This window comes from Caldicellulosiruptor changbaiensis, from assembly GCF_003999255.1.
GTDB lineage: Bacteria > Bacillota > Thermoanaerobacteria > Caldicellulosiruptorales > Caldicellulosiruptoraceae > Caldicellulosiruptor > Caldicellulosiruptor changbaiensis.
Genome location: NZ_CP034791.1, coordinates 244808 through 270537 on the forward strand (window position 1 = coordinate 244808; position 25730 = coordinate 270537).

Consider the following 25730-nt stretch of genomic DNA (forward strand, 5'->3'; position numbering starts at 1 on the left):
AGAAAGGGATGAGGTACATAAATGGAGGTACTTATTAAAAATGCAAAGATTTTTACAATGGATGAAAAGGGAATAGTTGAAAAGGGAGACATCTTAATCAGGGATGGCAAGATACATAGAATTGATGAGAAAATCACAGCAAATGGTGCAGAGGTTATAGATGCAACTGGAAAGCTTGTCTTTCCGGGCTTTATAGATGCACACTCTCACATTGGTATGTGGGAAGACTCTGTTGGCTTTGAAGGAGCAGATGGCAATGAAGATTCAGACCCTGTCACACCACATCTTCGCGCAATTGATGCTATAAATCCGTTTGACAGAAGCTTTGAAGAGGCGATAGCAGGCGGGGTTACATGCGTTGCAACAGGTCCTGGGAGTGCAAATGTCATTGGCGGCCAGTTTTGTGTTATAAAGACATATGGCAAAAGAGTCGACAAGATGGTTATAAAAGAGCCTGCTGCGATGAAGGTTGCGTTTGGCGAAAATCCAAAAAGTGTTTACCATGAAAAGCATCAAGCACCTCAGACGCGCATGGCAACAGCCGCAATCTTAAGAGAAGCTCTTTTTAAAGCTAAAGAGTACTTAAATAAGAAACTTGAAGCAGAAAAAGACGATGAAAAAGACCCTCCAGAGTTTGACATGAAAAGCGAAAGTTTGATTAAGGTATTGAATAAAGAGATTCCGTTAAAGGCTCATGCGCACAGGGCAGATGATATCTTTACAGCTATCAGGATTGCAAAGGAGTTTGATGTAAACCTAACTTTGGACCATGTGACAGATGGGTATTTGATTGTGGATGAGCTGAAAGAAGAGAACATCCCATGCATTGTTGGGCCAAACCTTACAGACAGGTCAAAGGTTGAGCTTAAAAACCTTGACTTTAAAAACCCCGGAATATTAGCTGAAAACGGCATTCTTGTTGCTATCATGACAGACCATCCTGTAATTCCACAAAAGTACCTGACACTTTGCGCAGCGCTGGCCTGCAAAAGTGGGATGGACGAATTGGAAGCTTTAAAGGCAATTACAATAAACCCTGCAAAGATTTTAGGAGTTGACAGCAGGGTAGGAAGTATAAAAGAGGGCAAGGATGCAGATATTGTTATTTATAGCGGCCATCCTTTTGAGCTTTTTTCTGAGATAGAGTATGTACTTATAAATGGGCAGATTGTTTATAAGAAGGGATAACGTTTTTAAGTAGAATTGAAAGAAAAATTTCAAAAGGATGTAAGTAGCTATGAAAGATCTGATTTCATATTCGTATGATGAGACACTTTCAATTGGCTATAAAATAGGCAAAAACCTTTTTAAAGGTGCAATTGTAACGTTGCACGGGGATTTAGGCAGTGGCAAAACAGCCTTAGCAAGAGGCATTGCAAAGGCTTTTTCAATCGATGACATCTCAAGCCCAACCTTTACTATATTTCATATTTATGATGGAAAATTGCCGGTGTACCATTTTGACATATACAGAATAGAAGAGGATGATCTTGAGGACATAGGCTATGAAGAGTATTTTTATAATGATGGAGTAACTTTGATAGAGTGGGCAGACAAACTAAAAAGACTTTATCCAAAAGAGTGTCTTAGAATTGTCATTGAAAAGCTTGATAGCAATGTTCGAAAAATTATTTTAGAAGGTATAGGGGATAAATACAAAAGGATAGAGGATGTGGTTGAAAAGGATGAAGATTTTGGGGATTGAGACATCGGGCAAGGTTGCAAGTGCCTGTATACTTGACGATGAGAAGATTGTTTCAGAGATAACTCTTAACACAAAGCTTGTTCACTCTGTTATGTTAATTGACTTAATTGACATGGCACTCAAAAATGCTTCAATTGACATCTCTGACATAGACCTGTTTGCGGCCTCAATAGGCCCTGGTTCTTTTACAGGGCTTAGAATTGGTGTTTCAACCATCAAAGGATTTTGTTTTGCACTAAACAAACCCTGCATTGGTGTAAACACTTTGGAGGCACTTTGTTACAACTTTTATTCATCATCAGACTTTCTAATGCCTATTTTGGATGCAAAGTCTCAAAAGGTGTTTGCAGGGGTTTTCAGGTTTGAAGATGGAGAGCTTGTGACCTATGAAGAGACTTCAATCTATGAGGTCGATAGGGCAAAGAAAATGGCAGAGAAATACAATCCAATTCTTCTTGGTGAAGGATTGGATGTATATGACTTTTCCTCTTTTAAACTTGCGCCAACGTTTTTGCAGTATCAGAAAGCCTCAAATGTGGCAATTGTAGCAAAAAAGCTTGCAGAAAAAGGCAAGTTACTTTCTCACTTTGAACTTGTCCCGCTGTATCTCAAAAAATCGTATGCAGAAGGGAAATGAGAATGACTCAAAAAGGTATTATCAGAGGGATGACAAAGGAAGATGTTGACAGTGTTTATGAGATAGAAAAGCTTTCTTTTTCTGTGCCGTGGAGCAAAGAAAGTTTTTTAGAAGAGGCAGAAAACAGCTACGCTATCTATTTTGTATACGAAGAGGACTCAAAGGTGTGGGGCTTTGCCGGCATGCACCATATAGTTGATGAAGGACACATTACAAACATTGCAGTGCACCCGGAAAAGCGAAGGCAGGGCATTGGCAAAGCACTCCTTTGCGCCCTGATTTCCTATGCAAAAGAAAATGGTCTAATTGGCCTTACACTTGAGGTAAGAAGCAAAAACATTCCTGCAATTTCGCTTTACAAAAGCTTTGGATTCAAAGAGGCAGGCCTTCGCAAAAACTACTATACAAATCCACCTGATGATGCCATAATAATGTGGCTTTATCTTAAAAATCTCAAGACTTAAAAAACATTGAAGATACTAATTTTAAAGCTCTAATGCCTCTTCTATTTTCTTTAATATCTTTTCTGTTGCTTCTAAACACTCAATGGTATCTTCCTCACTTACATACATAGGTTCATCAGGCGGGTATCTCACTTCAATGTAGAACATATTTATAAAAGAAACGTCCTTGATAAATTCTTTTAAAGAAGGTTCAAATTCCATTGCTTTTTTGCAGAGTTTGAGCAGGTTGTGACCTTCATGAATTATTCCTGTTTTGTTTAGCAAAAATGCTTTTAAATATTTTTCGACTGCCTGTTGACAATGAAAACAAACAAGGCCATTATCTCCATTGTGCTCATGAAGAATCTGAGCAGCTCTTAAGTCTTTTTTTCCCATCTCAATCCAATCTGTGAATTTCTTAGAATCTACCAAGAAGGCTCACTCCTGTTCTGTAGATTAAATTTGCAAATGTTGTTGTGTCGTTTTTAAGCCTTTCCCACTCTTCAGGCGTGTACACTATAATGTCAACATCTCTTGAATAGTCTAAATTTAGTAGCATTTCTTGAACAAGCTTTCTTTTATCAGATGTATCTATAATCAAGCAAAGGTCAATATCACTGTCTTTTCTAACAGCCCTTTTTGCAACAGATCCAAATACAATTATATCCTCAACAGGATATTTTTTAAGAATCTGTTCTTTTAAGTACTCAACTTCTTCATATATAGTCATGCTTTTTTCCACTTTTTGCTGTCTCCCTTAATTTCTCTTGTTATTTAATTATATCAAATTCTATCCGGCTTTTAAAATCTCTTTGCAAGCTCCAAAAACTCTTCCTTCGGCATAGGCTTTCCAAAAAGATACCCTTGCCCAAAGTCGCAGGAAAAGATCTTTAAAAGTTCTGCCTGTCTTTCATCTTCTATTCCTTCTGCTACAACTTTCAGATCTAAAATATGAGAAAGGTCAATCAGGCTTTTTGCCATCTTTTGCTCTTTTTGGTCATATGTCATGTTTTGTATAAAACTTCTATCAATTTTGACAATGTCAATTGGAAGCTGCTTTAAATAGTTCAAAGATGAATAACCTGTTCCAAAATCGTCAAGCAAGATCTTTATGCCTCTTTCTTTTAGAAAGTTCAAAATCTCAATTGTCTTTTGGGGGGTCAACCATTGCAACAGATTTTGTGATTTCAATGCCAAATGCTGTTGGTTCGATCTTCAAGCTGTTTATAGAATATAGAACATTGTCTACAAAATTTGAGGTTGAAAACTCTTTCAATGAAATATTTACAGAAACATAGAAATTATCATTTATCGCCATTTTGATATCTTTCAAGTCAGAAACCGACCTTGAAATGACCCACTCACCAATCTTGAAAATCAGGCCTGTTTGTTCAGCAATTGGAATAAAAGCAAGAGGTGGGATAAATCCTTTTTCTGGATGAATCCAGCGAATTAATGCCTCTGCCCCACAGATTTTCGTTCTTTTAAGGTCGATAATAGGTTGATAAAAAAGTTTAAATTGATTTTGTTCAATTGCCTTTCTCAAATACGATTCTAATTCGAATCGCTGCTGCAGAACTTTATCCATTTCTTTGTTGTAAAAACAAAAAGTGTTTTTTCCTTTCTCTTTTGCACTATTCAGAGCTTTGTGAGCATTTTCCAAAAGTGTTGTTGCATCATTGCCATCATTAGGAAATATGGCAATTCCAATGCTGGCTGTTATATAAAATTCATAGTCCATAATTTTCCAAGGATTATTGAATATGCTAGTAAATTTGTGTATAAAATAGTCAAGAAGACGGATATCAATAAAGTTATACAAAATTATTGCGAACTCATCGCCTGTGAGACGGGCAACAAAACCTTTATCGGGTATTACTGATTTTAATCTATTAGCAATCTTTTTCAAAACCGAATCTCCTGCTATATGTCCTAAAGTGTTGTTGACTTTGTTAAGATTATCAATGTCTATGTAGATAATAGCAAGCTGCTGATTTTTCAAGTAAGCTTCTTTTATAGCTTTTTCAAGTACAAGCTGAAAGTGGTTTTTGTTTGGAAGTCCTGTCAAACTGTCGAAAAAAGAAAGCTCTCTTATCTTTGCTTGATTTTTTGCAAGCTTTTTGTACTGAACAGCTAACTTCTCTTGTGTTTGTGAAAGCTCTGCATTTGTCTTTTGCAGTTCTTCTAAGGTACTTTGCAATTTGCTTTCTGAAAGATGTAAAGTGTATAACTTACTACGTATTAAAAAGTACAGAAGAACAGCAGTAATTGCAACAAACATCCAGCCCTTCAAGATAGAAATCAATGGAAAAAGTTGGTTGCTTTCGAACATCTTACATACTATGTAGTCAGATGAAATAATCCACACGCTACTCACAACTGTATAAATTACAGCTATTTTTGCAGCATAACTACTCGCTTTTCGACCCGCACCTTTATTCTTTTCTTTCATTTTTTTTACTCCACTAATTTACTTTACATAACCTCTAAAAATATTTATACCCGGTTTGTAAAAATAATTAACATTAAAATTTAAAAGTTATTGACATATGCCAAAAATGAATATAAAATAAGAAAGCACAAGAAAACTTTATGATATAGGGAGAGATTTGAGTTGAGAGAAAATGTAATGCACCCGATTCCCAAAAATGAATTTACTGATGTTAAAAAAATTTACGCCATTGTCAGCGGCAAAGGCGGGGTTGGAAAAAGCCTTGTTACATCTCTTTTAGCAGTAGGTTTAAGAAGAGAAGGGTTTGGTGTAGGGGTGCTTGATGCTGACATCACAGGCCCTTCCATTCCAAAGATTTTTGGTGTAACCGGGGCAAAGATTGATTCTGACTCTAAAGCAATTTATCCTGTGAGAACACATAATGATATAAGAATAATGTCAATGAATCTACTTTTGAATAAAGAAGACGCTCCTGTTATTTGGAGAGGACCACTCATTGCAAAAACAATAGAGCAGTTTTGGACGGAGGTTGGCTGGGGTGTTTTGGACTATCTTCTTATTGACATGCCACCTGGTACGGGGGATGTTGTTCTTACAGTTTTTCAATCAATTCCAATTGATGGAATAATAATTGTAACATCTCCTCAAGACCTTGTATCTTTAATAGTCAAAAAAGCCTATAACATGGCAAAACAGATGGATATACCAATTGTAGGAATTGTGGAGAATATGAGCTATGCAATATGTCCTCATTGTGGAAAAGAGATTGATATCTTTGGCAAAAGCAAGCTGGAAAGCATAGCCCAGCAGTTAGATTTAAAAATTTTAGGCAAGGTTCCAATAGACCCAGAACTTACTAAACTTTGTGATGAAGGTGAAATTGAAAAGGCAAGGAATTTGTACCTGGATTCTTGCATAGAGGTTTTAAAGAAAGAGATTGCAGAAGAATAGAAAAGGTTTTTAGGTGGCTTTTGTGGTTTAAAAGAACTTTGGGAATTTTTAAATATAGCGAAGTTATCTTGGCTGCTTAGTGCCCTTGTGAAAAAACAAGGGTAAAATTTTTTCAAAAAAGTTATTGACATATGCCAAAAACATAGTATAATTATAATTAGCATATGCCAATAATAAAAATAAAAATGGTTTTGGAGGTGAAAAATGATGCCTTGGGGTTTTGGACCTGCGTGGGCAGGCAGAGGTTTTGGAAGAGGCTGTGGCAGAGTTTTTGGCGGCGGTTTTGGTTTTGGCAGAGGCCTTGGAATTTGCAAATGGCTATATTTGACAGGCTCAAGTGAAGTTCCTTTTGCTAAAGAAGCTTTGGAGTATGAAAAGCAGGTTTTAGAGCAAAGGTTAAAACTAATTGACAAGCTTCTTTCAAAAGAACAAAAACAAGAGTAAAAGCTAAAATTGCTTTGAAGGGGGGCTTTCAAAAAGGTAAATTCTCGTGCCCCCCTAAATAGCTTTTCAGGTGTAGATTGAAAATGAATGAGTTTCAGTTTCAGAATATGGTGAAATGATATGGTGGTGTATAAAAAGAGGCTTTTAAGAAATAATCAAATATGTGAAATGATACTTGACAATTTAAAAGAAAATGGCAACATTGCGAAAAAAGAAGACTTGGTTAAAAAACTAATAAGCTTTGCAAGTTTGAGCACTATCTATAGAGGTATAACCAGATTAGAGAAAAAAGGGTTGATAGTAGCATTTGATGTAGCCAATGATAAATACATTGCCTATATCGGTGACAGGTCCAATAAGATCTTGAATTTAACCATCTTTGTATGTGATATATGTAATCAGAGATTTTGGCTAAAGCTGGGCAACACAACGCTTGAGAAGATTAAAAGAGAGATAAAAAAACTGTATGATTTTGATTCAAAATTTGTATTGTACGAATTTCACGGAGTTTGCAAAAGTTGCTTGCTGTCCAAAAGTTCAAATCCATTGAGTTTAAAAAAAGGAGGAGATAAATCATGAAAATAGCAGTTATGCTAATAGGTGACAAAATAAGCCCTCACTTTGGTGGGAGCGAGAAAGTTTGCGTTTATACAATTGAAGATGGTGCTATTGTAGCAAAAGAATATTTTAACATGCCAGAGCACAGGGCTGGGCTTTTTGCAAAGTTTATAAAACAAAAAGGAGCAGATGTTGTAATTGCAGGGTCAATGGGCGAGAGAGCAAGATATATATTTGATAGTCTTGGCATTAGGTATTTCATCGGTGTTTTAGGCTCTCCAGATGAAGCAGTTGAAAAGCTATTGAAAGGTGAGATAAAATCAGATGAAATGCTTGCAAGAGAGATTCATGACCATGAAGAGGGGTTGCATCATCACAGGCATGGTCACAACACGCCTTCTTGATACCATTTTTCCTAAGATATGTTAGTCAACAATGCATACTTGACAAACTATTTTGCGTTAAAAAAATGAAATATAGTGGTATAATAAACTATATAAAGAGAGAATTTAAGTTGTCGCAAAAATTTCAAGCAAAGGTTAGACCAAAAAAAGGGGGCCTGAGTTTTGCCAAGACCAATTAGGTGCCGAAGAGTTGAGTTTTTACCAAAATTTAAGTATTTTTCTCCTGCTCAAGGGACCAGTGATGAAGTAACATTGAAAGTAGAAGAATTAGAGGCAATCAGGCTAAAAGATCTGGAAGGGTTGATGCAGGAAGAGTGTGCGCAGAAGATGCAAGTCTCGCGTCAGACATTTCAACTCATTTTAGAAGAGGCAAGGAAAAAGATTGCAGATGCGCTTGTCCATGGCAAGGCTATAAGGATAGAAGGCGGGAATTATGTATATGGAAAGTGTTCATATATATGCCTAAACTGTGGAAAAGTCTTTGACTCAGATTACCATGAATGTCCAGAGTGCCATTCGAAAGACATAGGTTGCACAAGAGGCAGAGGAAGATGCTATTGCTTTGGACATGGAAGAAGATAATTGATGATGAAAATTTTTTTATTTATTTTTAATTCCCACTTGACATATAGGAATAGTGGAGTATATAATATAATTGAAAATGGCATATGCCAAAAGGGGGATGAAATAAAGTGGAAAGAAAAATATTAGATGTTATGGGCATGAGTTGTGCTTCATGTGCAAGAGCTATTGAAAAGAGTGTAAGCAAAGTGGAAGGTGTAAGCTCAGCCTCTGTAAATTTCGCCACAGAAAAGCTTGTTGTAGAGTATGATGAAACCAAAACTAACCTGGAAAAGATAAAAGAAGCTGTGAAGAAGGCAGGTTATGATGTAAAAGACGTTCCAGATGAGACAACAAAAGATGTTATAATACCCATTGGTGGTATGTCATGTGCATCATGCGCAAGGGCTATTGGAAAATCTATCTCGAAGTTGCCGGGCATTAAAGAAGTGAGTGTTAATTTTGCAACAGAAAAAGCAAGAGTTGTTTATGATCCTTCCAAAGTAAGGCTTTCAGAGATTAAAGAAGCAATCAAAAAAGCAGGTTATACTCCGCTTGAGGTAGAAGAAACTACTGCTGCAGAAAGCCAAGCAGATCGCAAGAAACTTGAAGAGCAATACTGGTTCAAGAGATTTGTAATTTCGGCTATTTTTGCTGTACCAGTACTGTATATTGCGATGGGCAATATTATCGGTTTGCCCCTCCCTCAGATAATTGACCCTGATAAAAATCCTTTCAACTTTGTTTTTATCCAATTGATACTGTCAATACCAATCTTTATAGCAGGTATACGGTTTTACACAGTGGGGTTTAGTAGGCTTATACAACGCCACCCTAATATGGATTCGTTGATTGCTATTGGTACTGCTGCAGCATATATATATGGAATCTATGGAATGTTTAAAATCGCTGCTGGTGATACAAGCTTTGTTGAAGAGTCGTATTTTGAGACAGCAGGAGTAATAATTACACTTATTCTTCTTGGCAGATACTTTGAGGTGGTTTCAAAAGGAAGAGCATCTGACGCAATCAAAAAACTGATGGGACTTGCTCCAAAAACAGCAACTATTTTGCGCGACGGTCAGGAAACGGTTATTCCAATTGAAGAGATAGAAGTTGGAGATATTTTGATAATAAAACCTGGTGAGAAAATTCCAACTGATGGTGAGGTAATAGACGGAAGAACTTCTGTTGATGAGTCAATGCTAACCGGTGAAAGCATTCCAGTTGAAAAAACGGTTGGAAGCCCTGTATATGGTGGCACAATCAACAAAAACGGTACTATAAAAGTCAGAGCAACAAAAGTTGGTAAAGATACTGTGTTGTCGCAGATAATAAAGCTAATAGAAGAAGCGCAAGCTTCAAAACCACCAATTGCACGACTTGCAGACATTATTTCTGGCTATTTTGTCCCTGCGGTCATAGCAATCGCAATAATCTCGGGAACGCTTTGGTATGTATGGGGCAAACCCGGTAGCTTTGCCTTGAAAGTATTTATAACTGTGCTCATCATTGCGTGCCCGTGCGCACTGGGGTTAGCAACACCGACTGCAGTAATGGTTGCAACAGGTAAGGGTGCTGAATTTGGAGTCCTGTTCAAAAGTGGTGAAGCGCTTGAGACATTGCATAAAATTGATACTATTGTTTTCGACAAGACAGGGACAATCACCGAAGGAAAACCAAAAGTTACAGACATCATAACTGCCGAAGGATTTGATGAATTAGAAGTCCTAAGACTTGCTGCCTCGGCAGAAAAAACATCAGAACATCCTCTGGCTGAGGCAATAGTAAACTATGCGAAAGAAAAGAACTCAGACCTTGTTGATGCACAAGAGTTTGAGGCTATTCCAGGGTTTGGAATTGAAGCTACAGTGGATGGCAAAAATATCTTACTTGGCAATAAGAGGTTGATGGAACAGAGAAACGTAAGCATTTGGTTGACAGACGAGGTTCAGAGATTGTCACAAGAAGGAAAGACTGCTATGTTCATTGCAATTGATGGCAAATTTGCTGGAATAATTGCTGTTGCTGATGTTATCAAACCTACAAGTAAAAAAGCAATAGAGATTTTGCATAAGATGGGCATTAACACTGTTATGTTAACAGGTGACAACAGACAAACTGCTCTGGCAATAGCAAAACAGGTTGGCATAGATAAAGTTATTGCTGAAGTTTTGCCTCAAAATAAAGCTGAGGAAGTGAAAAAGCTCCAGACAGAAGGGAAAAAGGTTGTAATGGTTGGCGATGGAATCAATGATGCTCCAGCATTGACTCAGGCTGACGTTGGAATTGCAATTGGGTCTGGAACAGATGTTGCAATAGAGTCTGCTGATGTTGTGCTAATGAAGAGCGACATAATGGATGTGGTGACAGCTATTGACCTTAGCAATAAAGCAATAAGGAACATAAAACAGAATCTCTTCTGGGCATTTTTCTACAACACTGCTGGTATTCCAATTGCTGCTGGAGTTTTGCACATATTTGGCGGTCCGCTTTTGAACCCGGTGATAGCAGCTTTGGCAATGGCGTTCTCATCTGTGTCGGTTGTCACAAACGCTCTGCGTTTGCGAAGATATAGACCTGCAAAATAAAAAATTTATTTTGAGAGGAGGATTTTACATGACAAAAAAGATTTATATTGAAGGGATGACATGTAACCACTGTGCGAAAGCTGTTGAGAATGCACTCAAGGGACTTCATGGGGTAATGTCAGCAAGTGTAAACCTGGCAGAAAAGTATGCAGTTGTTGAACTTCACCACCCCATCGAAGATGAGAAGTTTGTTGCTGCTGTGGATGATGCAGGCTATAAAGTAGTAAAGATTGAGTAAAAAGTTGGCAAGCTAATTAGCATTTTGAGCTAACCACTTTGGTTGCAACTGTGAAGAGTTATCAAAAAAAAAGAAAAAGTTTGATGTGAAAGGAGTTGTTTTGAGATGACAAAAAAGATTTATATCAAGGGAATGGAAAGTGAACACTGTGCCAAAATAGTTGAGAACACTTTAAAATCCTTAGATGGCGTTCATTCTGTTAAAGTGGATTTGAAAGAAAAGGTTGCTGCTGTTGAACTTCACAAAGATGTGAAGGACGACGAGTTTGTTCGAGCAATTGATGATGCAGGGTATGAGGTTGTAAGAATAGAATAGAGGCTGGATATTACCAGCCTCTAAGTTTTTTAAACTATTTCTTTTTCCATTTAAACTACAAAAAGAAGTAGGTAGAATGCAAGAAGGAAAATTAGTCCCAGTGGGAGCCCCAGCTTTACCCATTCCTTGCTCTTTATTTCAAGTTTATTTGCCGCAATTATGTTTGGAATGTTGCCTTGAATTAAAATACCACCACTTGCAAGAAGGCTGAGCAGTATTGCTTTTACTTGACCAGTTGAAAGGCTTGGTGTGATCTCAGCAGCTGCTATGGTTGCATTGTCGAGAGCTGCTGAGATGATGTTTATCCAGAACAGAAGTTTATCTCCCAGTTTTACAACGTACTTATCGATAAAAGGTTTAAAACCACTGCCCAATAGTTCCAATGCGACTATGAACATAAAAATTTTGCCAGCACGCAGTACTACATCTTTCTTCGCTTCAGCAGCTAGAATAGCTCTTTCTTCAGCTTTCACGATATCCTCTTCTTCTGTCAGAAGCTCTTCATAAGTTGGCAGAATACACCCTCTTTTTCTTTCATACAACAAGATAAAGTAGCTTAAAAGTGATAAGATGATTATTGTTGGTACTATATACGTTCCAAGATTTTTAAGTATATACAAAAATTCAGCGTTCAATGAACTTACAACAATTGTTGAAAGTGGCTCTCCAACGGGAGTTAATGCTGCACCAAATCCTATAGAAAAGCAGCCTATTATTGCTACCTTAACCTTTGTTTGGTGTTTCAGTGGCAGCAAGTGAATGATTTCAACCAGTATCAATGTTGCAACAATTGCAGTGATGATACTTGATATAAGCCCAAGAAATAAAATCACAAGGGCCACGAAGAGCTCTATTTTTATCTTGCTCAAAATGGAGTTTATTGCAGTTTTAAGTTTGCTGACAGTGAGGTTAAACACAAAACCCATAACAAGAACAACTGCGGTAACAAGATAAAGAAGATAATTGCTAAATACATGTCCCAGAAGGTGAAATGATAAAGTTTTAGAAACCACAGTTGTAATCAAGCCCATGATAAGCAAAAATAGCTCCAAATTGTGCTCAATCTTGCGAAAAATGAAAGGTAATATAAAGACAAGCAACAGGATTATTATCAGCAATATGTCAACCACAATAAATAGATCCTCCTTTAAACAATTTTTAATAGCGCTCCATTTTATTACATGAGCTTTTAAGTAATTTCATCTATAAATTTATCAAAGTCACTTAGATTGCTTTGAAGTATGTCATACAAGGCTAAATTATCAACCTCAAAATACAAATGAACAATTCTATTTCATCTATATTAAGTGTCATGATGATTTCTCTCCTTTAATTCTTCATAGAATTTCCTGTAAAAGTACTCATGATCTTGATACAAATCCAGAACAATCTCCTCAAAATCTGCTACTTTGATGGGGTCTTTTTTAATTATTTCTTTTCCTTCACTGATGGTTTTAAACTGTAAGGTTAGCGGTGCTTTGTTAAGGTTTATAATGTCCACTTTGTCTGTTTGAAGAATGTCAGATATCTGCACTTCTAAATCCAGTTCATCAAAAAAGCTGATTTCTTTAGAAAATAAAATCGCAAGGTCAATATCGCTATTTTCTGTTTGATGTTTTGTACCATACGAACCTACTATCCAAACAGCTACTATATCATCACGTGCTTTAAAAAAATTAATAAGCTCAGGAAGTTTATTATCTACATTCAACATATCAGTTCGGCTCCATATAAAAATTCTTAGCTTAATAATACCATGAAAAAATTATGCGTTGCAAGATTTGACAGGGCGATTTTGAATTTAAAAATTTCTCTACGAACTCTTCACACTTTCTCAATTGTCACATCTCCTTGTTTTTTCGATTTAAAATGTGGTATAATATAAACAAACAAAAATTAAGTAAAGTTGTTAATAGTAGAGAGCTTTCTACTATGAGGTGAAAAATTGTGGAGAAAATAGATATTAACTATGATTCAGAATCGCAGTATGTTTTACTTAGAATTCAAAGAGAGATATTTGAAGAAATAAGAAAATTATTAGGTGATGATGTTATATTAGCATATGATGAGGAAAAAAAAGAAGCCATCATTTTCAAAAAACCAGAATCATTTACTGAGGAGTTAATTAAGATTGGTTCAAAAATTTGGGGAGATATTAATGCTGAAGAGTATATAAATCAGGAGAGAAACTCATGGGAAAACTTCAGCAACTTTTAGATAAATGTAATTGCATTGCGATTGATACTAATTTGTTTATTTATTTAGTAGAGAAAAATCCTAAATATGCTGAGTTGGCAAAATATATATTTGAAAAAATTGAACATGGCGAGGTCCATGCAGTAACCTCTTCATTAGTGATTGCAGAATTGTTGGTAAAACCTTTTGAAATGGGCAATTTCACGCTTGCTAAAAAATATAAAGCATTAGTTAGTTTTTTCCCAAATTTAACCTTAAGAGAAATTGATTATATGGTATTAGAAAAATGTGCAGAAATACGAGCAAGATATAAGATCAGAACACCAGATGCAATATTTCTTGCTACCGCAATATTAGAAAGGGCAGATATTTTTATTACAAACGACATAAAATTAAAAAATATTAAAGAAATCGAAGTTATTATCTTAAACGAGTTAATATAAATTAAAAAATCAAATATTAGAAGACTCCTTTTGAAAAGCTGAATTCCCAGGGGAAAAGGACTGGGATACGGGGGACCCAATTTTTCTTGGGGTGAATCAGAAGCCAAAAGCTTCTGTAGGGCTAACCCTTTCGGCCCGAACCCGTCAGCTAACCTCGGAAGCTTTGAAAGGGGAGGCAAAATGGGTTTTACGCCTTTTAATAGCTGCAAGAGAAGGCGTTCTTTTGCCTTTGATTTCAAAGCAGCCAAATTCCGAGGTTATGGAGTTTGGCTGCTTTTATTTTTGTAAAATACCTGGGCGTTAAATTTTGAAAGGAGGTATCTAGCAAATGGAAAGGTTAGATGTTGTTAACAACAAGGAGAGGTTTGAAAAGCTAAAAGAAGCAATTCAAGACTACTTAGATGTCAAAGACACAATCAAAACTGGTATAGAGGATGAGGAGAAAATTGAATATCAAAAGAAAAAGATACTTTCTTACTTTGGTGCCGGTGAAAATGACTGGGAAAATTATAAATGGCAGCTGAAAAATAGAATTGCCTCAGCAAAAATATTAAAAGTTCTTCTAAACCTTGATGAAAAAGAAGCACAGCAAATAGAGCAAGTGGGTAAGATTTATCGCTTTGCAATCTCACCTTATTATTTGTCACTAATTGACCCAAATGACCCAAACTGCCCAATAAAAAGACAATCTGTTCCAAGCAGTTTAGAGCTGGTAGAAAAGGGCGAGCTTGACCCAATGGACGAAGAGCACACATCCCCTACAAAGATTATTACACAGCGCTATCCAGACAGGCTGATAATAAAGGTTACAAATATATGTGGGATGTTTTGCAGGTTTTGCCAGAGGAGAAGACTTATCGGTGAGACTGATACACACGCATCGCTGGATGACATTACGGATGCAATTGAATATGTGGCACAAAATCCAAATATCAGAGATGTACTCATCACAGGCGGAGATGCCCTGATGCTTTCTGATGAGATTTTAGAGTGGATTTTAAGGTCGCTAAGGCAAATACGTCATGTTGAGATAATCAGAATTGGCACACGAGCACCTGTGACTTTGCCACAAAGGATTACAAAAGAACTTGTTGATATGCTAAAAAAGTATCACCCTATTTATATAAACACCCACTTTAACCACCCACGTGAAATAACAAAAGACTCAAAAAGAGCTTGCGAGATGCTCTCAGACGCTGGGGTACCACTTGGCAACCAGATGGTACTGCTAAATGGAGTCAATAACCACAAATACATTGTAAGAAAGCTCAATCAAGAACTTTTAAAAATCAGGGTAAAGCCATACTATATCTTTCATCCAAAAAGAGTAAAAGGAACATCCCACTTTTGGGTGACAATTGAAGAGGGTATGGAGATTATTGAGAGCCTCAGAGGAAGAACCTCAGGCATGGCAGTTCCCACATACATCATAAATGCACCAAAGGGCAAAGGAAAAACTCCAATCATGCCAAATTATCTTCTGTACTTTGGTAAAGATAAGGTTGTGTTTAGAAATTGGGAAGGTGAGGTTTTTGAGGTGGATAATGGGCAATAAGCCTAATTTAAGTTATTGTCTTGAGCAACCGCAATTTTGTGGTTGCTCTTTTATATTGTTTTTGTTATTTGCAACGAGATCTTGAGGAATCATTTTAATCTTATCCTCTCACATCTTTCTTTCTAAAAATTCCTATCACACATTTTTGCTCCATTTCATATTATACTTATGTAAACACAATAAAAACGGAGATGATGGTTTGATGCTCAAAAACTTTATCAGTATTGAAGGGGTTGCAAATGTATCTGAGTTTCCCACACTTACAACTCTTGACAGATACAACCAGTTTGAGGTAGAGGAACAAGTTACAATACCTGCAGAAAAGCCTGAGATGGAGCAAATTGTCTCTGTTATGGTAGAGGCAAGTATAAAAAACTACTATGCAATTGCAACTCCAACCGGGCTAAAAGTAATTATCGAAGGTGAACTTAAGCAAAAGATAACATATGTTGCAAATGAGCCAACACAGTCTATTCACTCAGCAATGTTTATAACAGGCTTTTGCAACTTTATAGATATACCACTCAATATTCCATCTGGTCAGAATGTGCTAAACATTTTACAAACCCTTGGAATTACCTTAGATGATGTAGTCAGCGCACCACCTAATATCATTATAGAAGACTTTTCTATATCCCAGATTGACACAAGAAAAGCAAAAAAATGTACAATACTTTTTGCATGGGTAAGAGTAAATGCGCTATTGGCAACCTACTTGCCAGCTTAGAACAATTGATTTTATGGAGGTGTGAGAAAGAATGCTTAGAAATTTTGTTGACATAATCGGAATTGCAGATGCGTCAAGCTTTCCAACTTTACTTCCGACAAATCCTAACACAGAATATATTGTAGAAGAAAAACTCACAATTCCTCAGGAAAAACCTGATGTTGAGCAAATAAATACAGTTTTGATTGAAGCAAAGGTGACAGACTCAAGAGTAATTCCTACACCTGTTGGACTGAAAATTGTTGTTGATGGTGAGCTCAAACAAAAGATCATATACACAGCCAATGTCCCAGAGCAGTCAGTTCACTCAGTTTTGTATGTCGAGCCATTTTGCACATTCATTGAAGTGCCACTTAATCTTCCTGCTGGCACAAACACATTACAGCTTCTGCAGACATTGGGTATCACTTTAAACGATGTTCTGGTTGGGAAACCCAACGTGCTGATTGAAGATGTGACAGTATCACTTCTTGACCCAAGAACAATTGAAAAATGCACAGTCCTTTTCATCTGGGCGACATTAAATGCTGCACTATCATCTGTACTTGGCTAAATTTAGTATCATAAAATAGGAGAAGTTGCCATAAAATCAACATTAGAACAATGTTAAAAAGGTCTATAGGAAAAGATGGAAATACAAAAAGGTTGTGCATACTTAGGGATAATTGAGCCACATGAGTATGACGATGTAAAAAAGACACACGTTTATAAACAAGTACTAACAAAGGCAGAGTTTGAAATTCCAGAGTCAAAGCCAGAGATAGAAGATTTTTCATCGGTAGTGATGCAAATTACAAGAAAAAAGTGCAAGCTAATCTGCGGGCCGCTTGGTGACAAAATAGTTGTTACAGGTACAATAAACTTAAATGTGATGTACACAGCTGCAAATCCACAGCAATCTGTTCACAATGTACATTTGTGCCACGATGTTGATGCTTTTATAAACATCAAATGCTTGGAAGAAATTCACAAAAGCTTTTGTGGCTGCTGCGATGTTAAGATGTATATTGAGTGGGCTGATCTTGAGGCAGTAGCCAAAAGGAGAATCAAAGGATGCTTTTTAGTGTTGATAACCGCCAAGTGCAAGTCTGTAAAGTAAGGAAGTGATGATAGCTTTGAGTGGTCCAGAGTTTGTCAGAAAGCCAAGGGATGAAATTATAAATGCGATTTTAGAGTCTATTGCAAAAGAAGAAATGGCTATTGCAAATCTTATGAACGCTGAGGCTGAGAAGATAAAAAGAGTTGTTGCGAGCCATGATCTTCCAAAAGCTGAGGATTTTTCACAGCTACTTAGTCTTCAAAAGCTTGTTGCAGAGATTTTAGAAAAGCTCATTCAAAAGCAAAATATCATAATCAAAAAGCTTGATATGATAAGAGAGTTTAAGGCTACTATAAAGAAAGAAAAACCTCATCCTTACCATGCTATGCCGCAATATGACAATGAAGAGTGAAAAGTTTTAATCTTGGTGGTGTTATACCATCAAGATTTTTTGTTATTTGCTTTCTAAAATTCCCATTGCACTTTTTAAAATTCTATCATAATCCATTTCCTTCTTTGAAAACTCATGAACTTTTTTGCCTTCTCTCAAAACCAAAATCCTATCGCACATGCCAATTAGCTCTGAAAATTCAGAGGAGATGAAGATGATTGCACAGCCAATTCGTGCAAGTTCGTTTATGATGTTGTAAAGATTTACTAGAAAATATCGTTATTGCCCTGCTTTTTTAGTGTATTTAGTTTTCTTTTCAGATAATTCATGGTATAATTATTATAAAACACTTCATGTAGGAGAATCTAATGTGTAATAATTTACCTCACAATGTAAATGATCTTGAATACAAATATATATTTTCAAACAAAAGCCTATTTTTAAGACTTTTGAAGAGGATTGACAAGATAAAGATATTCAAGGAACTAACAGAAGAAAACCTTGAACTGGTGGACAAAAATTATGTATTGCCAGATTTTTCCGAACAGGAAAGTGATCTTTTGTACAAGGCAAGATTGCAAGAAGAAGAGGTTTTTTTCTATATTTTGTTTGAACACCAATCTACAGTTGATTATAATATGGCTATGAGATTGTTATTTTATATAACCGACATTTGGAGAGATTGGCTCAAGCAGTTTGATAAAAATCAATTTAAAAATAAAAGTTTCAAATTTCCACCAGTTGTGCCAATAGTTTTATACGATGGTGATAATCCTTGGACAGCGAGTGTAAATTTGAAAGAGAGAATAATGAATTTTGAGATGTTTGGAAAGTATATAGTAGATTTTGAATACATACTGATTGATTTAAATAATCCTGAAGAGATGGTGTTCAAATATAAAGATGTTTTAAGTTTAATATTAAAATTGAATAAGGTGAGAACATGTGAGGAGTTAGAAAGATTGTTTTTAGATTTAAATGAATATCTACAAGGTGCAAAAGAAAAGGAGATTAATACCCTAAAGATATGTTTGCCAGCTGCATTGAAGGAATTAGGTGAAGAGAAGATACAAGAAGCAAGAGATATTTTGGAATATATAACAGGAGGTGAAGGTATAATGCCACTTTTTCAAAATTTGAGAAAAATAAGAGAAGAGTGGTATCACGAAGGAATTCAAAAAGGAATTCAGGATGGACTGCAACAAGGGTTGCAACAAGGACTGCAACAAGGGTTGCAACAAGGACTGCAACAAGGGCTTCAACAAGGGCTGCAGAAAAAGGAGCTTGAGATAGCAGAAAAGATGATAGTAAAAGGATATTCAGATGAAGAAATTCATGAGATAACAGGGCTTGATATTGAAAAGATAAAGGAGCTGCGCGCAAAGCATAATAATTAAATGATTTTTTCGCTTTGTCCAAAGAAATTTTCTTTAAAAAACAAAAGGGCTGGGCAGAAAAAACTGTCCAACCCTTTGTTTTTACTCACCAATTTTCCTTCCAAAGATCATATAAGCAGTATGGCCTATCATCCTGTCATCAGGTCTGAGCCTTTCTGGCACGGGCTTGTATTGGCGAGCTAAAATCTCAACAACTTCAGATACATAAAACTTATGCTCTTCTAAAGCCTTCAGGGTTTCAGCAACCTGATTTGTTGTAGGTACAAGTATTCCTAAGTGCCCTGCAGGCTTTAATGCTTTTCTGATTTCAGGTATAGCTTCTTCTGGTTCTCTTATGTCCAAGAAAAATGCATCCAAATCTCTTTCTTCTATTCCATCGAGGATTGATTTGTTATGCGTCACGACATTGTCAAATTTTGAAAAGCCCTTAATGTTCTTTTCTGCCAGTTTATAAAACTCCTCTCTTTGCTCGTAAGTATATACTTTTCCTTCGTTTCCTACAGCCATTGAAAGATATAAAGTGAAAGCTCCAGAGCCGGTACCTGCTTCACCAACTCTTTTTCCAGGGCTTATATCAAGGCGCATGAGTATGTATGCCCCATCTTTCGGGTAGACAATCTGGGTATGGCGCTTTAGATAATGCATAACATAGTCAAATGTATCACAAGGGAACACATAATACTCAACATCGTTTGCCACAAAACTGCCGCCTGGTGGTATTTGCGCTAAAGAAGTAGAGTCTATATGTCCTGTTGGCAAATTTACTCTCTTTGGGACAGTTATGTCAACTACTTTTTTAAAGCCATCTGGGCCAATTATAACCCTTTTTGTTTCAAATCCCTGGTGCAATTGTTAGCCCCCTTTTCACAACAGATTTTTTGCAATTTTTAAAAATTTACTTGAATATTTAATACTACATTTTTATAAAGTAATCAACTATATCCTCAAGCCCTACAAGCCCTATTACTTTTCCATTGTCTAAAACAGGTACAGCTGAGATGTCATTTTCACGCAAAAGCTTTGCAACATGTTTTATATCATCGTTTTTATCAGCAGTAATTACCGCCTTTGTCATTGCAAGCTCAACAGAATATGTTTCAAAGTGCCCAGGCTGACTTAAGAACCTGTATATATCAGCTTTTACTATAATTCCTTTCAGAAAGTCATTTTCATCTACAACAACCGCAACGCTTTTCTTTCTTTTTTGCATTTGTTCTAAAGCATGCTTTACTGTATCTGCTGGAAAAAGCTTTATAAAATCTTGGTTAATAATGTTTGAGAGCATTTTATCTCCTCCAGAACAAATGTTATTTTTCTTAAAAAATTTTTCTCTTGCTATTTATTATATACCCAAAAGTTTTTACAACACCAAAAATTTATTTAATGTATTGACTGTTAGTCAATTTTGTTTATAATATAAATCATGACTATTAGTCAAAATCGAAATGGAGATGATGTGGCTGTGCACAAGTTTGGGCTTTTTGTTGCAAAGCACAGAAAGCTTGTTTTAGCAATTGCAATTTTGCTTTTGATTCCATCAATCTATGGGTTTGTTACCACAAAGGTCAATTATGACATTCTCACATACCTTCCAAAGGATTTAGAGTCAGTAAAAGGGCAGGATATCTTGGATAAGGAATTTAAGCAAGCTGCACTTTCAATGCTCATTGTAAAAGGAGATATGAACATATCAAGTATTCAAAGGCTCAAGAGTAAAATCTCGCATGTTGATGGGGTTGAAAAGGTCATATGGATTGACGATTTTTTAGACCCAACAATTCCAAAAGAGATGCTACCGGATATTTTGAAAAACACGTTTTATAGCAAAGACTCAACCCTTCTGCTTATTCAGTTTAAAAACTCAGCATCATCACTTGAAACTCAAAATGCAATATCAAAGATAAGGAAAATTGCCACAGCTCAGTGCTTTTTAAGTGGTATGTCAGCAATTATAAAAGATACAAGGGATTTGTCGGACAGAGAAACTCCTTTGTATGTACTTGTTGCTGTAATATTTATATTCATCCTTCTATTGTTGACAATGGAATCACCTATTGTACCTATCCTGTTTTTGACAAGCATCGGGATGGCCATCATATACAACTTGGGTACAAACAAATTCTTAGGGGAGATATCATACATTACAAAATCACTTGCTGCAGTGTTGCAGCTTGGTGTTACAATGGACTTTTCAATATTTTTGATGCACAGATACGATGAGGAAAGAAAGAGGTTTGAATCAAGAGAAGAGGCAATGGCAGAGGCTATTTCAAAGACTCTTGTTGCAATCTTGTCAAGTGCTGCAACTGCAATTGCAGGGTTCTTGGCACTCTGTGTGATGAGACTAAGAATTGGTGCAGACATTGGTATAGTTATGGCAAAAGGAGTATTCCTCGGTGTTATTGGAACTGTAACGATTTTGCCTGCCTTGATTCTAACATTTGACAGGGCAATCCACAAATTTAGACTAAAAAATATCCTTCCGACATTCTCTAAAACAGCAGAGTTTGTAACAAAATACCATGTAGTGCTTTTTGTTGTATTTTTGCTTGCATTTATACCAGCTATTTATGGCAGAGTGAACATCAAAGAATATTACAACCTCATAGATTCTTTGCCAAAGACAATGAAATCTGTGCAGGCAACCGACCTTCTTAAAAAAGAGTACAACATGACAACAACTCATATGGTTTTAGTTGACAGGTCAGTGCCAAAGTATCAGATTAAAAACATGTGTGAAGAAATAAAAAGGGTCAAAGGTGTTGAAAAGGTATTGGCATTTGACGATATCTTGGGACCGGCTATTCCAGATGAGTTTATACCATCGTCTGTCAAGGAGAACTTTGAAAAAGGAAATTTCAAGCTCATAATGATAAACTCCATTTACAAATCAGCAACAGATGAGGAAAATGCCCAGATAGAAAGAATACAGCAAATAGTCAAAAAATATTCTAAACGTTCATATGTTACAGGCGAAGGTGTATTGACAAAAGACCTTGTTGAGATGGCAGACACAGACCTGAAAAGAGTTGATTTTGTCTCTATTTTGGCGATATTTATGATAATACTCATAACATTTAAATCAATCTCAATTCCAATAATTTTGGTTTTGGCGATTGAGCTTGCGATATTTATAAATTTAGCAATTCCGTATTACACAAATGTAACAGTACCGTTTATTGCATCAATTGTACTTGGCACAATCCAGCTTGGTTCTGCTATTAACTATGCAATCTTGATGACAACAAGATTTAGAGAAGAAATTCAAAAAGGTCATGATAGATTTGAAGCTATAAAAATAGCTGTAAAAACATCTTCACGCTCTGTTGTAACAAGTGCGCTGGCATTTGCATTTTCTACATTGGCTGTAGCACTCATTGCAAAGATTGATATGATAAGAAGCCTGTGTGAGATGCTCTCACGAGGTGCAGTTATAAGCATGATAGTTATATTGTTTGTTCTGCCATCATTGTTACTTCTTTTTGAGGGTGCAATTGCCAAAACAACTTTTGGTTGGAGATCAAAAGAAGCTTCTGTAAAGCCATCAGAAGAATATGAAACGTTGTAAGTGTAGAGAAGAGGAGGGAGAGTGAAGTACAATGATGAGAAATAGAGGCTTTTTAAAACTAATTTCTCTCAGCCTTGCGGTGGTGTTTTTGTTCACAAACATTACTGCTTTTGCTAATGCAGCTGTCAAAAAAGAGACAGTATATGTCATTTTGGACGCTGGCGGCAGAGTAAAAAGCCAGATAGTAACTGACTGGATACACTCAGATACCCCAAATGCCACAATAAAAGACAAATCAGAGCTTGAGAATATAGTAAATCTAAAAGGCGATGAAAGTCCTCAAAAAAATGGTGAGTATGTCACCTGGAAGTTAAATTCCAATGATTTGTTCTATCAGGGCACCATTTCAAAAGAGCTTCCTTTTGAGGTTTCAATCAAATACTACTTAGATGGAAAAGAGATAAAACCCCAAGATTTAGCAGGCAAGTCTGGAAAGGTAAAGATAAAAATAGAGGTTGCAAATAAAGAACAAAAGATTGTGAAAATAAATGGGAAAAACAGAACAATTTATCTACCTTTGACCTTTGCGGCGGTTGTGAATCTTCCACTTGATAAATTCGAGAATGTCAAGACAAATGCTGGTGAGGTCATAACAGAAGGAAATACACAAGCTGTGGTTTCGGTACTATTCCCTGGTCTTTTGGAGAGCCTTGGATTGGACGGCGAAAGTGAGATTGTAGATGTTCCAAAGTATATAGAAATTACTGCTGATTGTAAGCATTTTGAGCTTTCTCCAATCTATATGGTTGCGACAAATAAGCTGCTTGATATAAAAGATGTAAAAAAGATTGATTCGGTTGACAGCTTACAAAAAGCAATTAATACACTTTACACATCAAGTGAAAAAATCCTTGAAGGTGCTGTAAAACTGTCCAATGGCGAAAAGGAGTTTACTCTAAATTTTGAAGAGTTCACAAATGGTCTAAAACTTTTGTCAAACGCATCAAGTGAACTTTACAAAGGGGTAAAGAGTCTTGAAGATGGGGCTGAAAAACTCTATAACTCTTCAAAGCAGCTTAGAGCAGGGACAAGTGAGCTAAATAAAAACTCACAGAAGCTTTACAAAGGTGTTACAGAATTTGGAAATGGGGTTTATGAGTACACATATGGAACTTCACAGTTTTCTGACGGTGCAATTAAGATAATAGATGGATACCAGACCTTGTTTGTAAAGAACAAAGAACTTTTTGATGCAGTAAAGAAGGTATCTTCTGGGCTTGATTTGGCTACTTCTTCACAGAAAGATTTGGAGGCTGGATCAAAGAGGCTGCAGGATGCAATTCAAAATGTTCTTGAAGGGACCAAAAAAGAGCTTGAGGTTTTAAACATTGTTTATAATGGATTTGATACAGTTATTTCTGGCTTGCAAAAATTAGAGAGTATTCCTCTTGTCAAAGACGTAGTTACAAATGTCATAGCAGGAATTGACAAACAAAGGCAGGCTATAAAGGGTTTGATTGATTCAAAACAGGCAATGGTAAGTGGTCTTTCACAGATTCTTGAGAATGTGAAAAAGATGTCTCAAGGGCAAGAAAACTTAAGCACAGCTTTGCTGCAATTAAAAGATGCACAGGCTAAAATTGCAAGTTCGTCTGATTTGATTGTGCAAAATCAAAAAGTTTTAGATCAGTCAGCAGCAAAGCTAAAAGACAGCAAAAAAGTTTTGGATGAAGGAACAAGAAAACTTTTGGCCTCAAAGGATCAGCTGGTAAGCGGTACAAAAGCGTTTTGTGATGGGACAGAAAAACTTGACAAGGCAACAGCTCAGTTTGTCTCTGGTACAGGAAAGCTAAAAGATGGTGCAAAACAACTTTCTGGTGGAATGGTAAAGTTTGATGAGAATATGAAAATGGTTTATTCAGCTTCAGAGAAGCTTTTGGAAGGCTCGAAAGAACTTGAAGATGGAACACTGGTTCTTAGCGACAGCTACCGAAAGTTCCACAATAAAGGTATAAAAGAGCTCTATTCAAAAACAGATGAGGCATTGGGGAAACTTGATGATATAAAAGATACTTTGAATGAACTGAAAGAATTTTCTCAGAGTTATAAGACATTTTCTGGTATTTCGGATGAACTTGATGGTGAGGTAAAATTTGTTTTAAAGACAGATGAGATAAAAGCGAAGGAGGAAAAACAGGTTTCAAAAGAGGTAAAAACAGCAAATACACAAACCCATGAAAAGAAAAGCTTTTGGAAATGGCTTTTGGGGCTTTTGCACATTCAGGTAGACTGAGGCAAAAGCCCTCTTTTTTTATTTTGTTTGACAATTAAAACCTATGTGTTATATAATATATATAACGCATATAACTTAGAAAGAGGTGCTTTGTTTTGGTATCTAATCTCAAAATCATATTTATGTGTATTACACTTCTTCTTTCAGTGGGCTTGCCTGTTGTGCTGGCTGTGATTGTTTTAAAAAAGTACTCAGGAGTTTTAAAATCAATTTTAATAGGAGCATTAATATTTTTCGTTTCTCAGGTTGTTCTGAGAATTCCGATACTTCAGATCTTATCAAAACAAAGTTACTTTGTAGAATTTTCCAAGCATTACATTGTATACTCTCTCTTTTTGGGTCTGACAGCTGGGATTTTTGAAGAGGTTGGAAGATACATTGGTTTTAGAGGGTTTTTAAAAGATAGGCTAAACTATCAAAACGGTCTTGCTTATGGTGTTGGACATGGTGGAATTGAATCAATCTTGCTTGTTGGTATGAGCTATATAAATAACATTATATATTCATTCTTAATTAACTCTGGCAGTTTAGATACGCTTCTAAAAGGCAAAGTTGCACCTGAGGTAATCGATACTATAAAAAATGCACTGATAAATACACCAACTTCTACATTCCTTCTTGCCGGGTTTGAAAGAGTGTTTACAATGGCAGTTCAGATTGCTCTTTCACTTTTGGTTCTGGTGGCTGTTAAGAAAGGAAAGCTTTATTATCTCGTGCTGGCGATATTGCTTCACACAATCATTGATGCACCTGTTGCATACATGTCATTATTGAAAGTTAATATATTTGCTATTGAGTTTGTAGTAATGCTTTGGGCTGTCTTGAGCTTGGTCTACATCATAAAGTGGAAAGACATTCATAGAATACAAGAAAGCTAAAAGG

Annotated in this window: 32 protein-coding genes and 1 riboswitch; of the genes, 23 read left to right on the forward strand and 9 right to left on the reverse strand. The window is 36.2% G+C overall.

Annotated features, from left to right (window positions below; translation table 11 throughout):
* Window positions 1–21 precede the first annotated feature (21 nt).
* The 4 genes from ELD05_RS01080 to rimI are packed head-to-tail and all read left to right on the forward strand — an operon-like array spanning window position 22 to window position 2806.
* Window positions 22–1188 carry an amidohydrolase gene (locus ELD05_RS01080; RefSeq protein WP_127351020.1) on the forward strand — a complete coding sequence of 389 codons (1167 nt, stop codon included), beginning with the start codon at window positions 22–24 and terminating at the stop codon, window positions 1186–1188.
* 49 nt (window positions 1189–1237) lie between these two features.
* Window positions 1238–1705, forward strand: coding sequence for a tRNA (adenosine(37)-N6)-threonylcarbamoyltransferase complex ATPase subunit type 1 TsaE (gene tsaE / locus ELD05_RS01085; protein ID WP_127351021.1), 468 nt, complete (start codon window positions 1238–1240; stop codon window positions 1703–1705).
* Window positions 1686–2342, forward strand: coding sequence for a tRNA (adenosine(37)-N6)-threonylcarbamoyltransferase complex dimerization subunit type 1 TsaB (gene tsaB / locus ELD05_RS01090; RefSeq protein ID WP_127351022.1), 657 nt, complete (start codon window positions 1686–1688; stop codon window positions 2340–2342). The genes tsaE and tsaB overlap by 20 nt, the downstream gene beginning before the upstream one ends.
* 2 nt (window positions 2343–2344) lie before the next feature.
* Complete coding sequence (gene rimI / locus ELD05_RS01095; RefSeq protein WP_127351023.1) at window positions 2345–2806, forward strand: ribosomal protein S18-alanine N-acetyltransferase; 462 nt, start codon at window positions 2345–2347, stop codon at window positions 2804–2806.
* A 21-nt stretch (window positions 2807–2827) separates the two neighbouring features.
* On the opposite strand, the gene ELD05_RS01100 is transcribed toward rimI, so the two are convergent.
* The 4 genes from ELD05_RS01100 to ELD05_RS01110 are packed head-to-tail and all read right to left on the reverse strand — an operon-like array spanning window position 2828 to window position 5237.
* Window positions 2828–3217 (reverse strand): HEPN domain-containing protein, encoded by a 390-nt coding sequence (locus ELD05_RS01100; protein WP_127351024.1) that lies wholly within the window; start codon window positions 3215–3217, stop codon window positions 2828–2830.
* A complete protein-coding gene (locus ELD05_RS01105) occupies window positions 3204–3527 on the reverse strand; it encodes a nucleotidyltransferase domain-containing protein (RefSeq protein ID WP_127351025.1) in 324 nt (107 codons plus the stop codon). The genes ELD05_RS01100 and ELD05_RS01105 overlap by 14 nt, the downstream gene beginning before the upstream one ends.
* 59 nt (window positions 3528–3586) lie before the next feature.
* Window positions 3587–3889, reverse strand: coding sequence for an EAL domain-containing protein (locus ELD05_RS14710; protein WP_277601423.1), 303 nt, complete (start codon window positions 3887–3889; stop codon window positions 3587–3589).
* A gap of 37 nt (window positions 3890–3926) precedes the next feature.
* The gene (locus tag ELD05_RS01110; RefSeq protein ID WP_277601424.1) at window positions 3927–5237 is read right to left on the reverse strand and encodes a putative bifunctional diguanylate cyclase/phosphodiesterase; all 1311 of its coding nucleotides are present in this window, start codon (window positions 5235–5237) and stop codon (window positions 3927–3929) included.
* A 162-nt stretch (window positions 5238–5399) separates the two neighbouring features.
* On the opposite strand from ELD05_RS01110, the gene ELD05_RS01115 reads away from it, so the two are divergent.
* From ELD05_RS01115 to ELD05_RS01150, 8 genes are all read left to right on the forward strand, one after another.
* Window positions 5400–6188 (forward strand): Mrp/NBP35 family ATP-binding protein, encoded by a 789-nt coding sequence (locus ELD05_RS01115; RefSeq protein WP_127351026.1) that lies wholly within the window; start codon window positions 5400–5402, stop codon window positions 6186–6188.
* A 207-nt stretch (window positions 6189–6395) separates the two neighbouring features.
* On the forward strand, window positions 6396–6632 hold the full coding sequence (locus ELD05_RS01120) for a hypothetical protein (RefSeq protein WP_127352901.1): 237 nt from the start codon (window positions 6396–6398) through the stop codon (window positions 6630–6632).
* A 168-nt stretch (window positions 6633–6800) separates the two neighbouring features.
* On the forward strand, window positions 6801–7211 hold the full coding sequence (locus ELD05_RS01125) for a hypothetical protein (protein WP_241243552.1): 411 nt from the start codon (window positions 6801–6803) through the stop codon (window positions 7209–7211).
* Window positions 7208–7594: a NifB/NifX family molybdenum-iron cluster-binding protein gene (locus ELD05_RS01130; protein WP_127351027.1), complete on the forward strand. Its 387-nt coding sequence runs from the start codon at window positions 7208–7210 to the stop codon at window positions 7592–7594. The genes ELD05_RS01125 and ELD05_RS01130 overlap by 4 nt, the downstream gene beginning before the upstream one ends.
* 162 nt (window positions 7595–7756) lie before the next feature.
* Window positions 7757–8176 (forward strand): DUF134 domain-containing protein, encoded by a 420-nt coding sequence (locus tag ELD05_RS01135; RefSeq protein WP_039767432.1) that lies wholly within the window; start codon window positions 7757–7759, stop codon window positions 8174–8176.
* 110 nt (window positions 8177–8286) lie between these two features.
* Window positions 8287–10746 carry a heavy metal translocating P-type ATPase gene (locus tag ELD05_RS01140; protein ID WP_127351028.1) on the forward strand — a complete coding sequence of 820 codons (2460 nt, stop codon included), beginning with the start codon at window positions 8287–8289 and terminating at the stop codon, window positions 10744–10746.
* 28 nt (window positions 10747–10774) lie between these two features.
* Window positions 10775–10984, forward strand: a complete 210-nt coding sequence (locus ELD05_RS01145) for a heavy-metal-associated domain-containing protein (protein ID WP_127351029.1) — start codon at window positions 10775–10777, stop codon at window positions 10982–10984.
* Window positions 10985–11089: 105 nt separating this feature from the next.
* Complete coding sequence (locus tag ELD05_RS01150; RefSeq protein ID WP_127351030.1) at window positions 11090–11299, forward strand: heavy-metal-associated domain-containing protein; 210 nt, start codon at window positions 11090–11092, stop codon at window positions 11297–11299.
* 50 nt (window positions 11300–11349) lie between these two features.
* Here the strand turns inward: ELD05_RS01150 and ELD05_RS01155 are convergent, their stop codons facing one another.
* From ELD05_RS01155 to mntA, 3 genes are read right to left on the reverse strand one after another with little or no spacing between them, the layout of a single operon-like run.
* Window positions 11350–12429, reverse strand: a complete 1080-nt coding sequence (locus ELD05_RS01155; protein WP_127351031.1) for a DUF1646 family protein — start codon at window positions 12427–12429, stop codon at window positions 11350–11352.
* A gap of 59 nt (window positions 12430–12488) precedes the next feature.
* Window positions 12489–12587 carry a HepT-like ribonuclease domain-containing protein gene (locus tag ELD05_RS14240; RefSeq protein WP_307720918.1) on the reverse strand — a complete coding sequence of 33 codons (99 nt, stop codon included), beginning with the start codon at window positions 12585–12587 and terminating at the stop codon, window positions 12489–12491.
* Between the two features lie 15 nt (window positions 12588–12602).
* Window positions 12603–13013 (reverse strand): type VII toxin-antitoxin system MntA family adenylyltransferase antitoxin, encoded by a 411-nt coding sequence (gene mntA, locus ELD05_RS01165; protein WP_127351032.1) that lies wholly within the window; start codon window positions 13011–13013, stop codon window positions 12603–12605.
* A 233-nt stretch (window positions 13014–13246) separates the two neighbouring features.
* On the opposite strand from mntA, the gene ELD05_RS01170 reads away from it, so the two are divergent.
* The 8 genes from ELD05_RS01170 to ELD05_RS01210 all read left to right on the forward strand — a co-directional run bounded on the left by ELD05_RS01170 (window position 13247) and on the right by ELD05_RS01210 (window position 19047).
* The gene (locus ELD05_RS01170; protein WP_127351033.1) at window positions 13247–13516 is read left to right on the forward strand and encodes a hypothetical protein; all 270 of its coding nucleotides are present in this window, start codon (window positions 13247–13249) and stop codon (window positions 13514–13516) included.
* A complete protein-coding gene (locus ELD05_RS01175) occupies window positions 13492–13938 on the forward strand; it encodes a type II toxin-antitoxin system VapC family toxin (RefSeq protein WP_127351034.1) in 447 nt (148 codons plus the stop codon). The genes ELD05_RS01170 and ELD05_RS01175 overlap by 25 nt, the downstream gene beginning before the upstream one ends.
* A 26-nt stretch (window positions 13939–13964) precedes the next feature.
* Window positions 13965–14116: riboswitch (cyclic di-AMP (ydaO/yuaA leader) on the forward strand.
* A gap of 150 nt (window positions 14117–14266) precedes the next feature.
* A complete protein-coding gene (gene eam / locus ELD05_RS01180) occupies window positions 14267–15493 on the forward strand; it encodes a glutamate 2,3-aminomutase (RefSeq protein ID WP_127351035.1) in 1227 nt (408 codons plus the stop codon).
* Window positions 15494–15695: 202 nt separating this feature from the next.
* Window positions 15696–16220 carry a DUF3794 domain-containing protein gene (locus tag ELD05_RS01185; RefSeq protein ID WP_127351036.1) on the forward strand — a complete coding sequence of 175 codons (525 nt, stop codon included), beginning with the start codon at window positions 15696–15698 and terminating at the stop codon, window positions 16218–16220.
* Between the two features lie 31 nt (window positions 16221–16251).
* The gene (locus ELD05_RS01190) at window positions 16252–16773 is read left to right on the forward strand and encodes a DUF3794 domain-containing protein (RefSeq protein WP_127351037.1); all 522 of its coding nucleotides are present in this window, start codon (window positions 16252–16254) and stop codon (window positions 16771–16773) included.
* A gap of 75 nt (window positions 16774–16848) precedes the next feature.
* Window positions 16849–17319, forward strand: coding sequence for an SPOCS domain-containing protein (locus ELD05_RS01195; protein WP_127351038.1), 471 nt, complete (start codon window positions 16849–16851; stop codon window positions 17317–17319).
* A gap of 7 nt (window positions 17320–17326) precedes the next feature.
* Window positions 17327–17671, forward strand: a complete 345-nt coding sequence (locus tag ELD05_RS01200) for a hypothetical protein (RefSeq protein ID WP_127351039.1) — start codon at window positions 17327–17329, stop codon at window positions 17669–17671.
* Window positions 17672–18018: 347 nt separating this feature from the next.
* Entirely contained in the window at window positions 18019–19047 is a 1029-nt protein-coding gene (locus ELD05_RS01210) for an Rpn family recombination-promoting nuclease/putative transposase (protein ID WP_127351040.1), read from the forward strand.
* An 81-nt stretch (window positions 19048–19128) separates the two neighbouring features.
* Here ELD05_RS01210 and ELD05_RS01215 read toward each other — a convergent pair whose 3' ends face one another.
* Both ELD05_RS01215 and ELD05_RS01220 read right to left on the reverse strand, forming a co-directional pair.
* Window positions 19129–19896: a tRNA (adenine-N1)-methyltransferase gene (locus tag ELD05_RS01215; RefSeq protein WP_127351041.1), complete on the reverse strand. Its 768-nt coding sequence runs from the start codon at window positions 19894–19896 to the stop codon at window positions 19129–19131.
* A 64-nt stretch (window positions 19897–19960) separates the two neighbouring features.
* Window positions 19961–20332 (reverse strand): CBS domain-containing protein, encoded by a 372-nt coding sequence (locus ELD05_RS01220; protein ID WP_127351042.1) that lies wholly within the window; start codon window positions 20330–20332, stop codon window positions 19961–19963.
* 138 nt (window positions 20333–20470) lie between these two features.
* Between ELD05_RS01220 and ELD05_RS01225 the strand changes: the two genes are divergently transcribed.
* The 3 genes from ELD05_RS01225 to ELD05_RS01235 all read left to right on the forward strand — a co-directional run bounded on the left by ELD05_RS01225 (window position 20471) and on the right by ELD05_RS01235 (window position 25726).
* A complete protein-coding gene (locus ELD05_RS01225; protein WP_127351043.1) occupies window positions 20471–22615 on the forward strand; it encodes an efflux RND transporter permease subunit in 2145 nt (714 codons plus the stop codon).
* Between the two features lie 31 nt (window positions 22616–22646).
* Window positions 22647–24848 (forward strand): hypothetical protein, encoded by a 2202-nt coding sequence (locus ELD05_RS01230; protein WP_127351044.1) that lies wholly within the window; start codon window positions 22647–22649, stop codon window positions 24846–24848.
* A 95-nt stretch (window positions 24849–24943) separates the two neighbouring features.
* Window positions 24944–25726, forward strand: coding sequence for a YhfC family intramembrane metalloprotease (locus ELD05_RS01235; protein ID WP_127351045.1), 783 nt, complete (start codon window positions 24944–24946; stop codon window positions 25724–25726).
* The last annotated feature ends 4 nt before the right edge of the window (window positions 25727–25730 follow it).

What these genes read in the sequence shown, in the direction of transcription:
- ELD05_RS01080 (WP_127351020.1), top strand. Translation starts at nt 22, where the DNA reads ATGGAGGTACTTATTAAAAATGCAAAGATTTTTACAATGGATGAAAAG.
- tsaE (WP_127351021.1), top strand. Translation starts at nt 1,238, where the DNA reads ATGAAAGATCTGATTTCATATTCGTATGATGAGACACTTTCAATTGGC.
- tsaB (WP_127351022.1), top strand. Translation starts at nt 1,686, where the DNA reads ATGAAGATTTTGGGGATTGAGACATCGGGCAAGGTTGCAAGTGCCTGT.
- rimI (WP_127351023.1), top strand. Translation starts at nt 2,345, where the DNA reads ATGACTCAAAAAGGTATTATCAGAGGGATGACAAAGGAAGATGTTGAC.
- ELD05_RS01110 (WP_277601424.1), bottom strand. Translation starts at nt 5,237, where the DNA reads ATGAAAGAAAAGAATAAAGGTGCGGGTCGAAAAGCGAGTAGTTATGCT.
- ELD05_RS01120 (WP_127352901.1), top strand. Translation starts at nt 6,396, where the DNA reads ATGCCTTGGGGTTTTGGACCTGCGTGGGCAGGCAGAGGTTTTGGAAGA.
- ELD05_RS01125 (WP_241243552.1), top strand. Translation starts at nt 6,801, where the DNA reads ATGATACTTGACAATTTAAAAGAAAATGGCAACATTGCGAAAAAAGAA.
- ELD05_RS01130 (WP_127351027.1), top strand. Translation starts at nt 7,208, where the DNA reads ATGAAAATAGCAGTTATGCTAATAGGTGACAAAATAAGCCCTCACTTT.
- ELD05_RS01145 (WP_127351029.1), top strand. Translation starts at nt 10,775, where the DNA reads ATGACAAAAAAGATTTATATTGAAGGGATGACATGTAACCACTGTGCG.
- ELD05_RS01150 (WP_127351030.1), top strand. Translation starts at nt 11,090, where the DNA reads ATGACAAAAAAGATTTATATCAAGGGAATGGAAAGTGAACACTGTGCC.
- mntA (WP_127351032.1), bottom strand. Translation starts at nt 13,013, where the DNA reads ATGTTGAATGTAGATAATAAACTTCCTGAGCTTATTAATTTTTTTAAA.
- ELD05_RS01175 (WP_127351034.1), top strand. Translation starts at nt 13,492, where the DNA reads ATGGGAAAACTTCAGCAACTTTTAGATAAATGTAATTGCATTGCGATT.
- eam (WP_127351035.1), top strand. Translation starts at nt 14,267, where the DNA reads ATGGAAAGGTTAGATGTTGTTAACAACAAGGAGAGGTTTGAAAAGCTA.
- ELD05_RS01185 (WP_127351036.1), top strand. Translation starts at nt 15,696, where the DNA reads ATGCTCAAAAACTTTATCAGTATTGAAGGGGTTGCAAATGTATCTGAG.
- ELD05_RS01190 (WP_127351037.1), top strand. Translation starts at nt 16,252, where the DNA reads ATGCTTAGAAATTTTGTTGACATAATCGGAATTGCAGATGCGTCAAGC.
- ELD05_RS01195 (WP_127351038.1), top strand. Translation starts at nt 16,849, where the DNA reads ATGGAAATACAAAAAGGTTGTGCATACTTAGGGATAATTGAGCCACAT.
- ELD05_RS01200 (WP_127351039.1), top strand. Translation starts at nt 17,327, where the DNA reads ATGATAGCTTTGAGTGGTCCAGAGTTTGTCAGAAAGCCAAGGGATGAA.
- ELD05_RS01210 (WP_127351040.1), top strand. Translation starts at nt 18,019, where the DNA reads ATGTGTAATAATTTACCTCACAATGTAAATGATCTTGAATACAAATAT.
- ELD05_RS01220 (WP_127351042.1), bottom strand. Translation starts at nt 20,332, where the DNA reads ATGCTCTCAAACATTATTAACCAAGATTTTATAAAGCTTTTTCCAGCA.
- ELD05_RS01225 (WP_127351043.1), top strand. Translation starts at nt 20,471, where the DNA reads ATGACTATTAGTCAAAATCGAAATGGAGATGATGTGGCTGTGCACAAG.
- ELD05_RS01230 (WP_127351044.1), top strand. Translation starts at nt 22,647, where the DNA reads ATGATGAGAAATAGAGGCTTTTTAAAACTAATTTCTCTCAGCCTTGCG.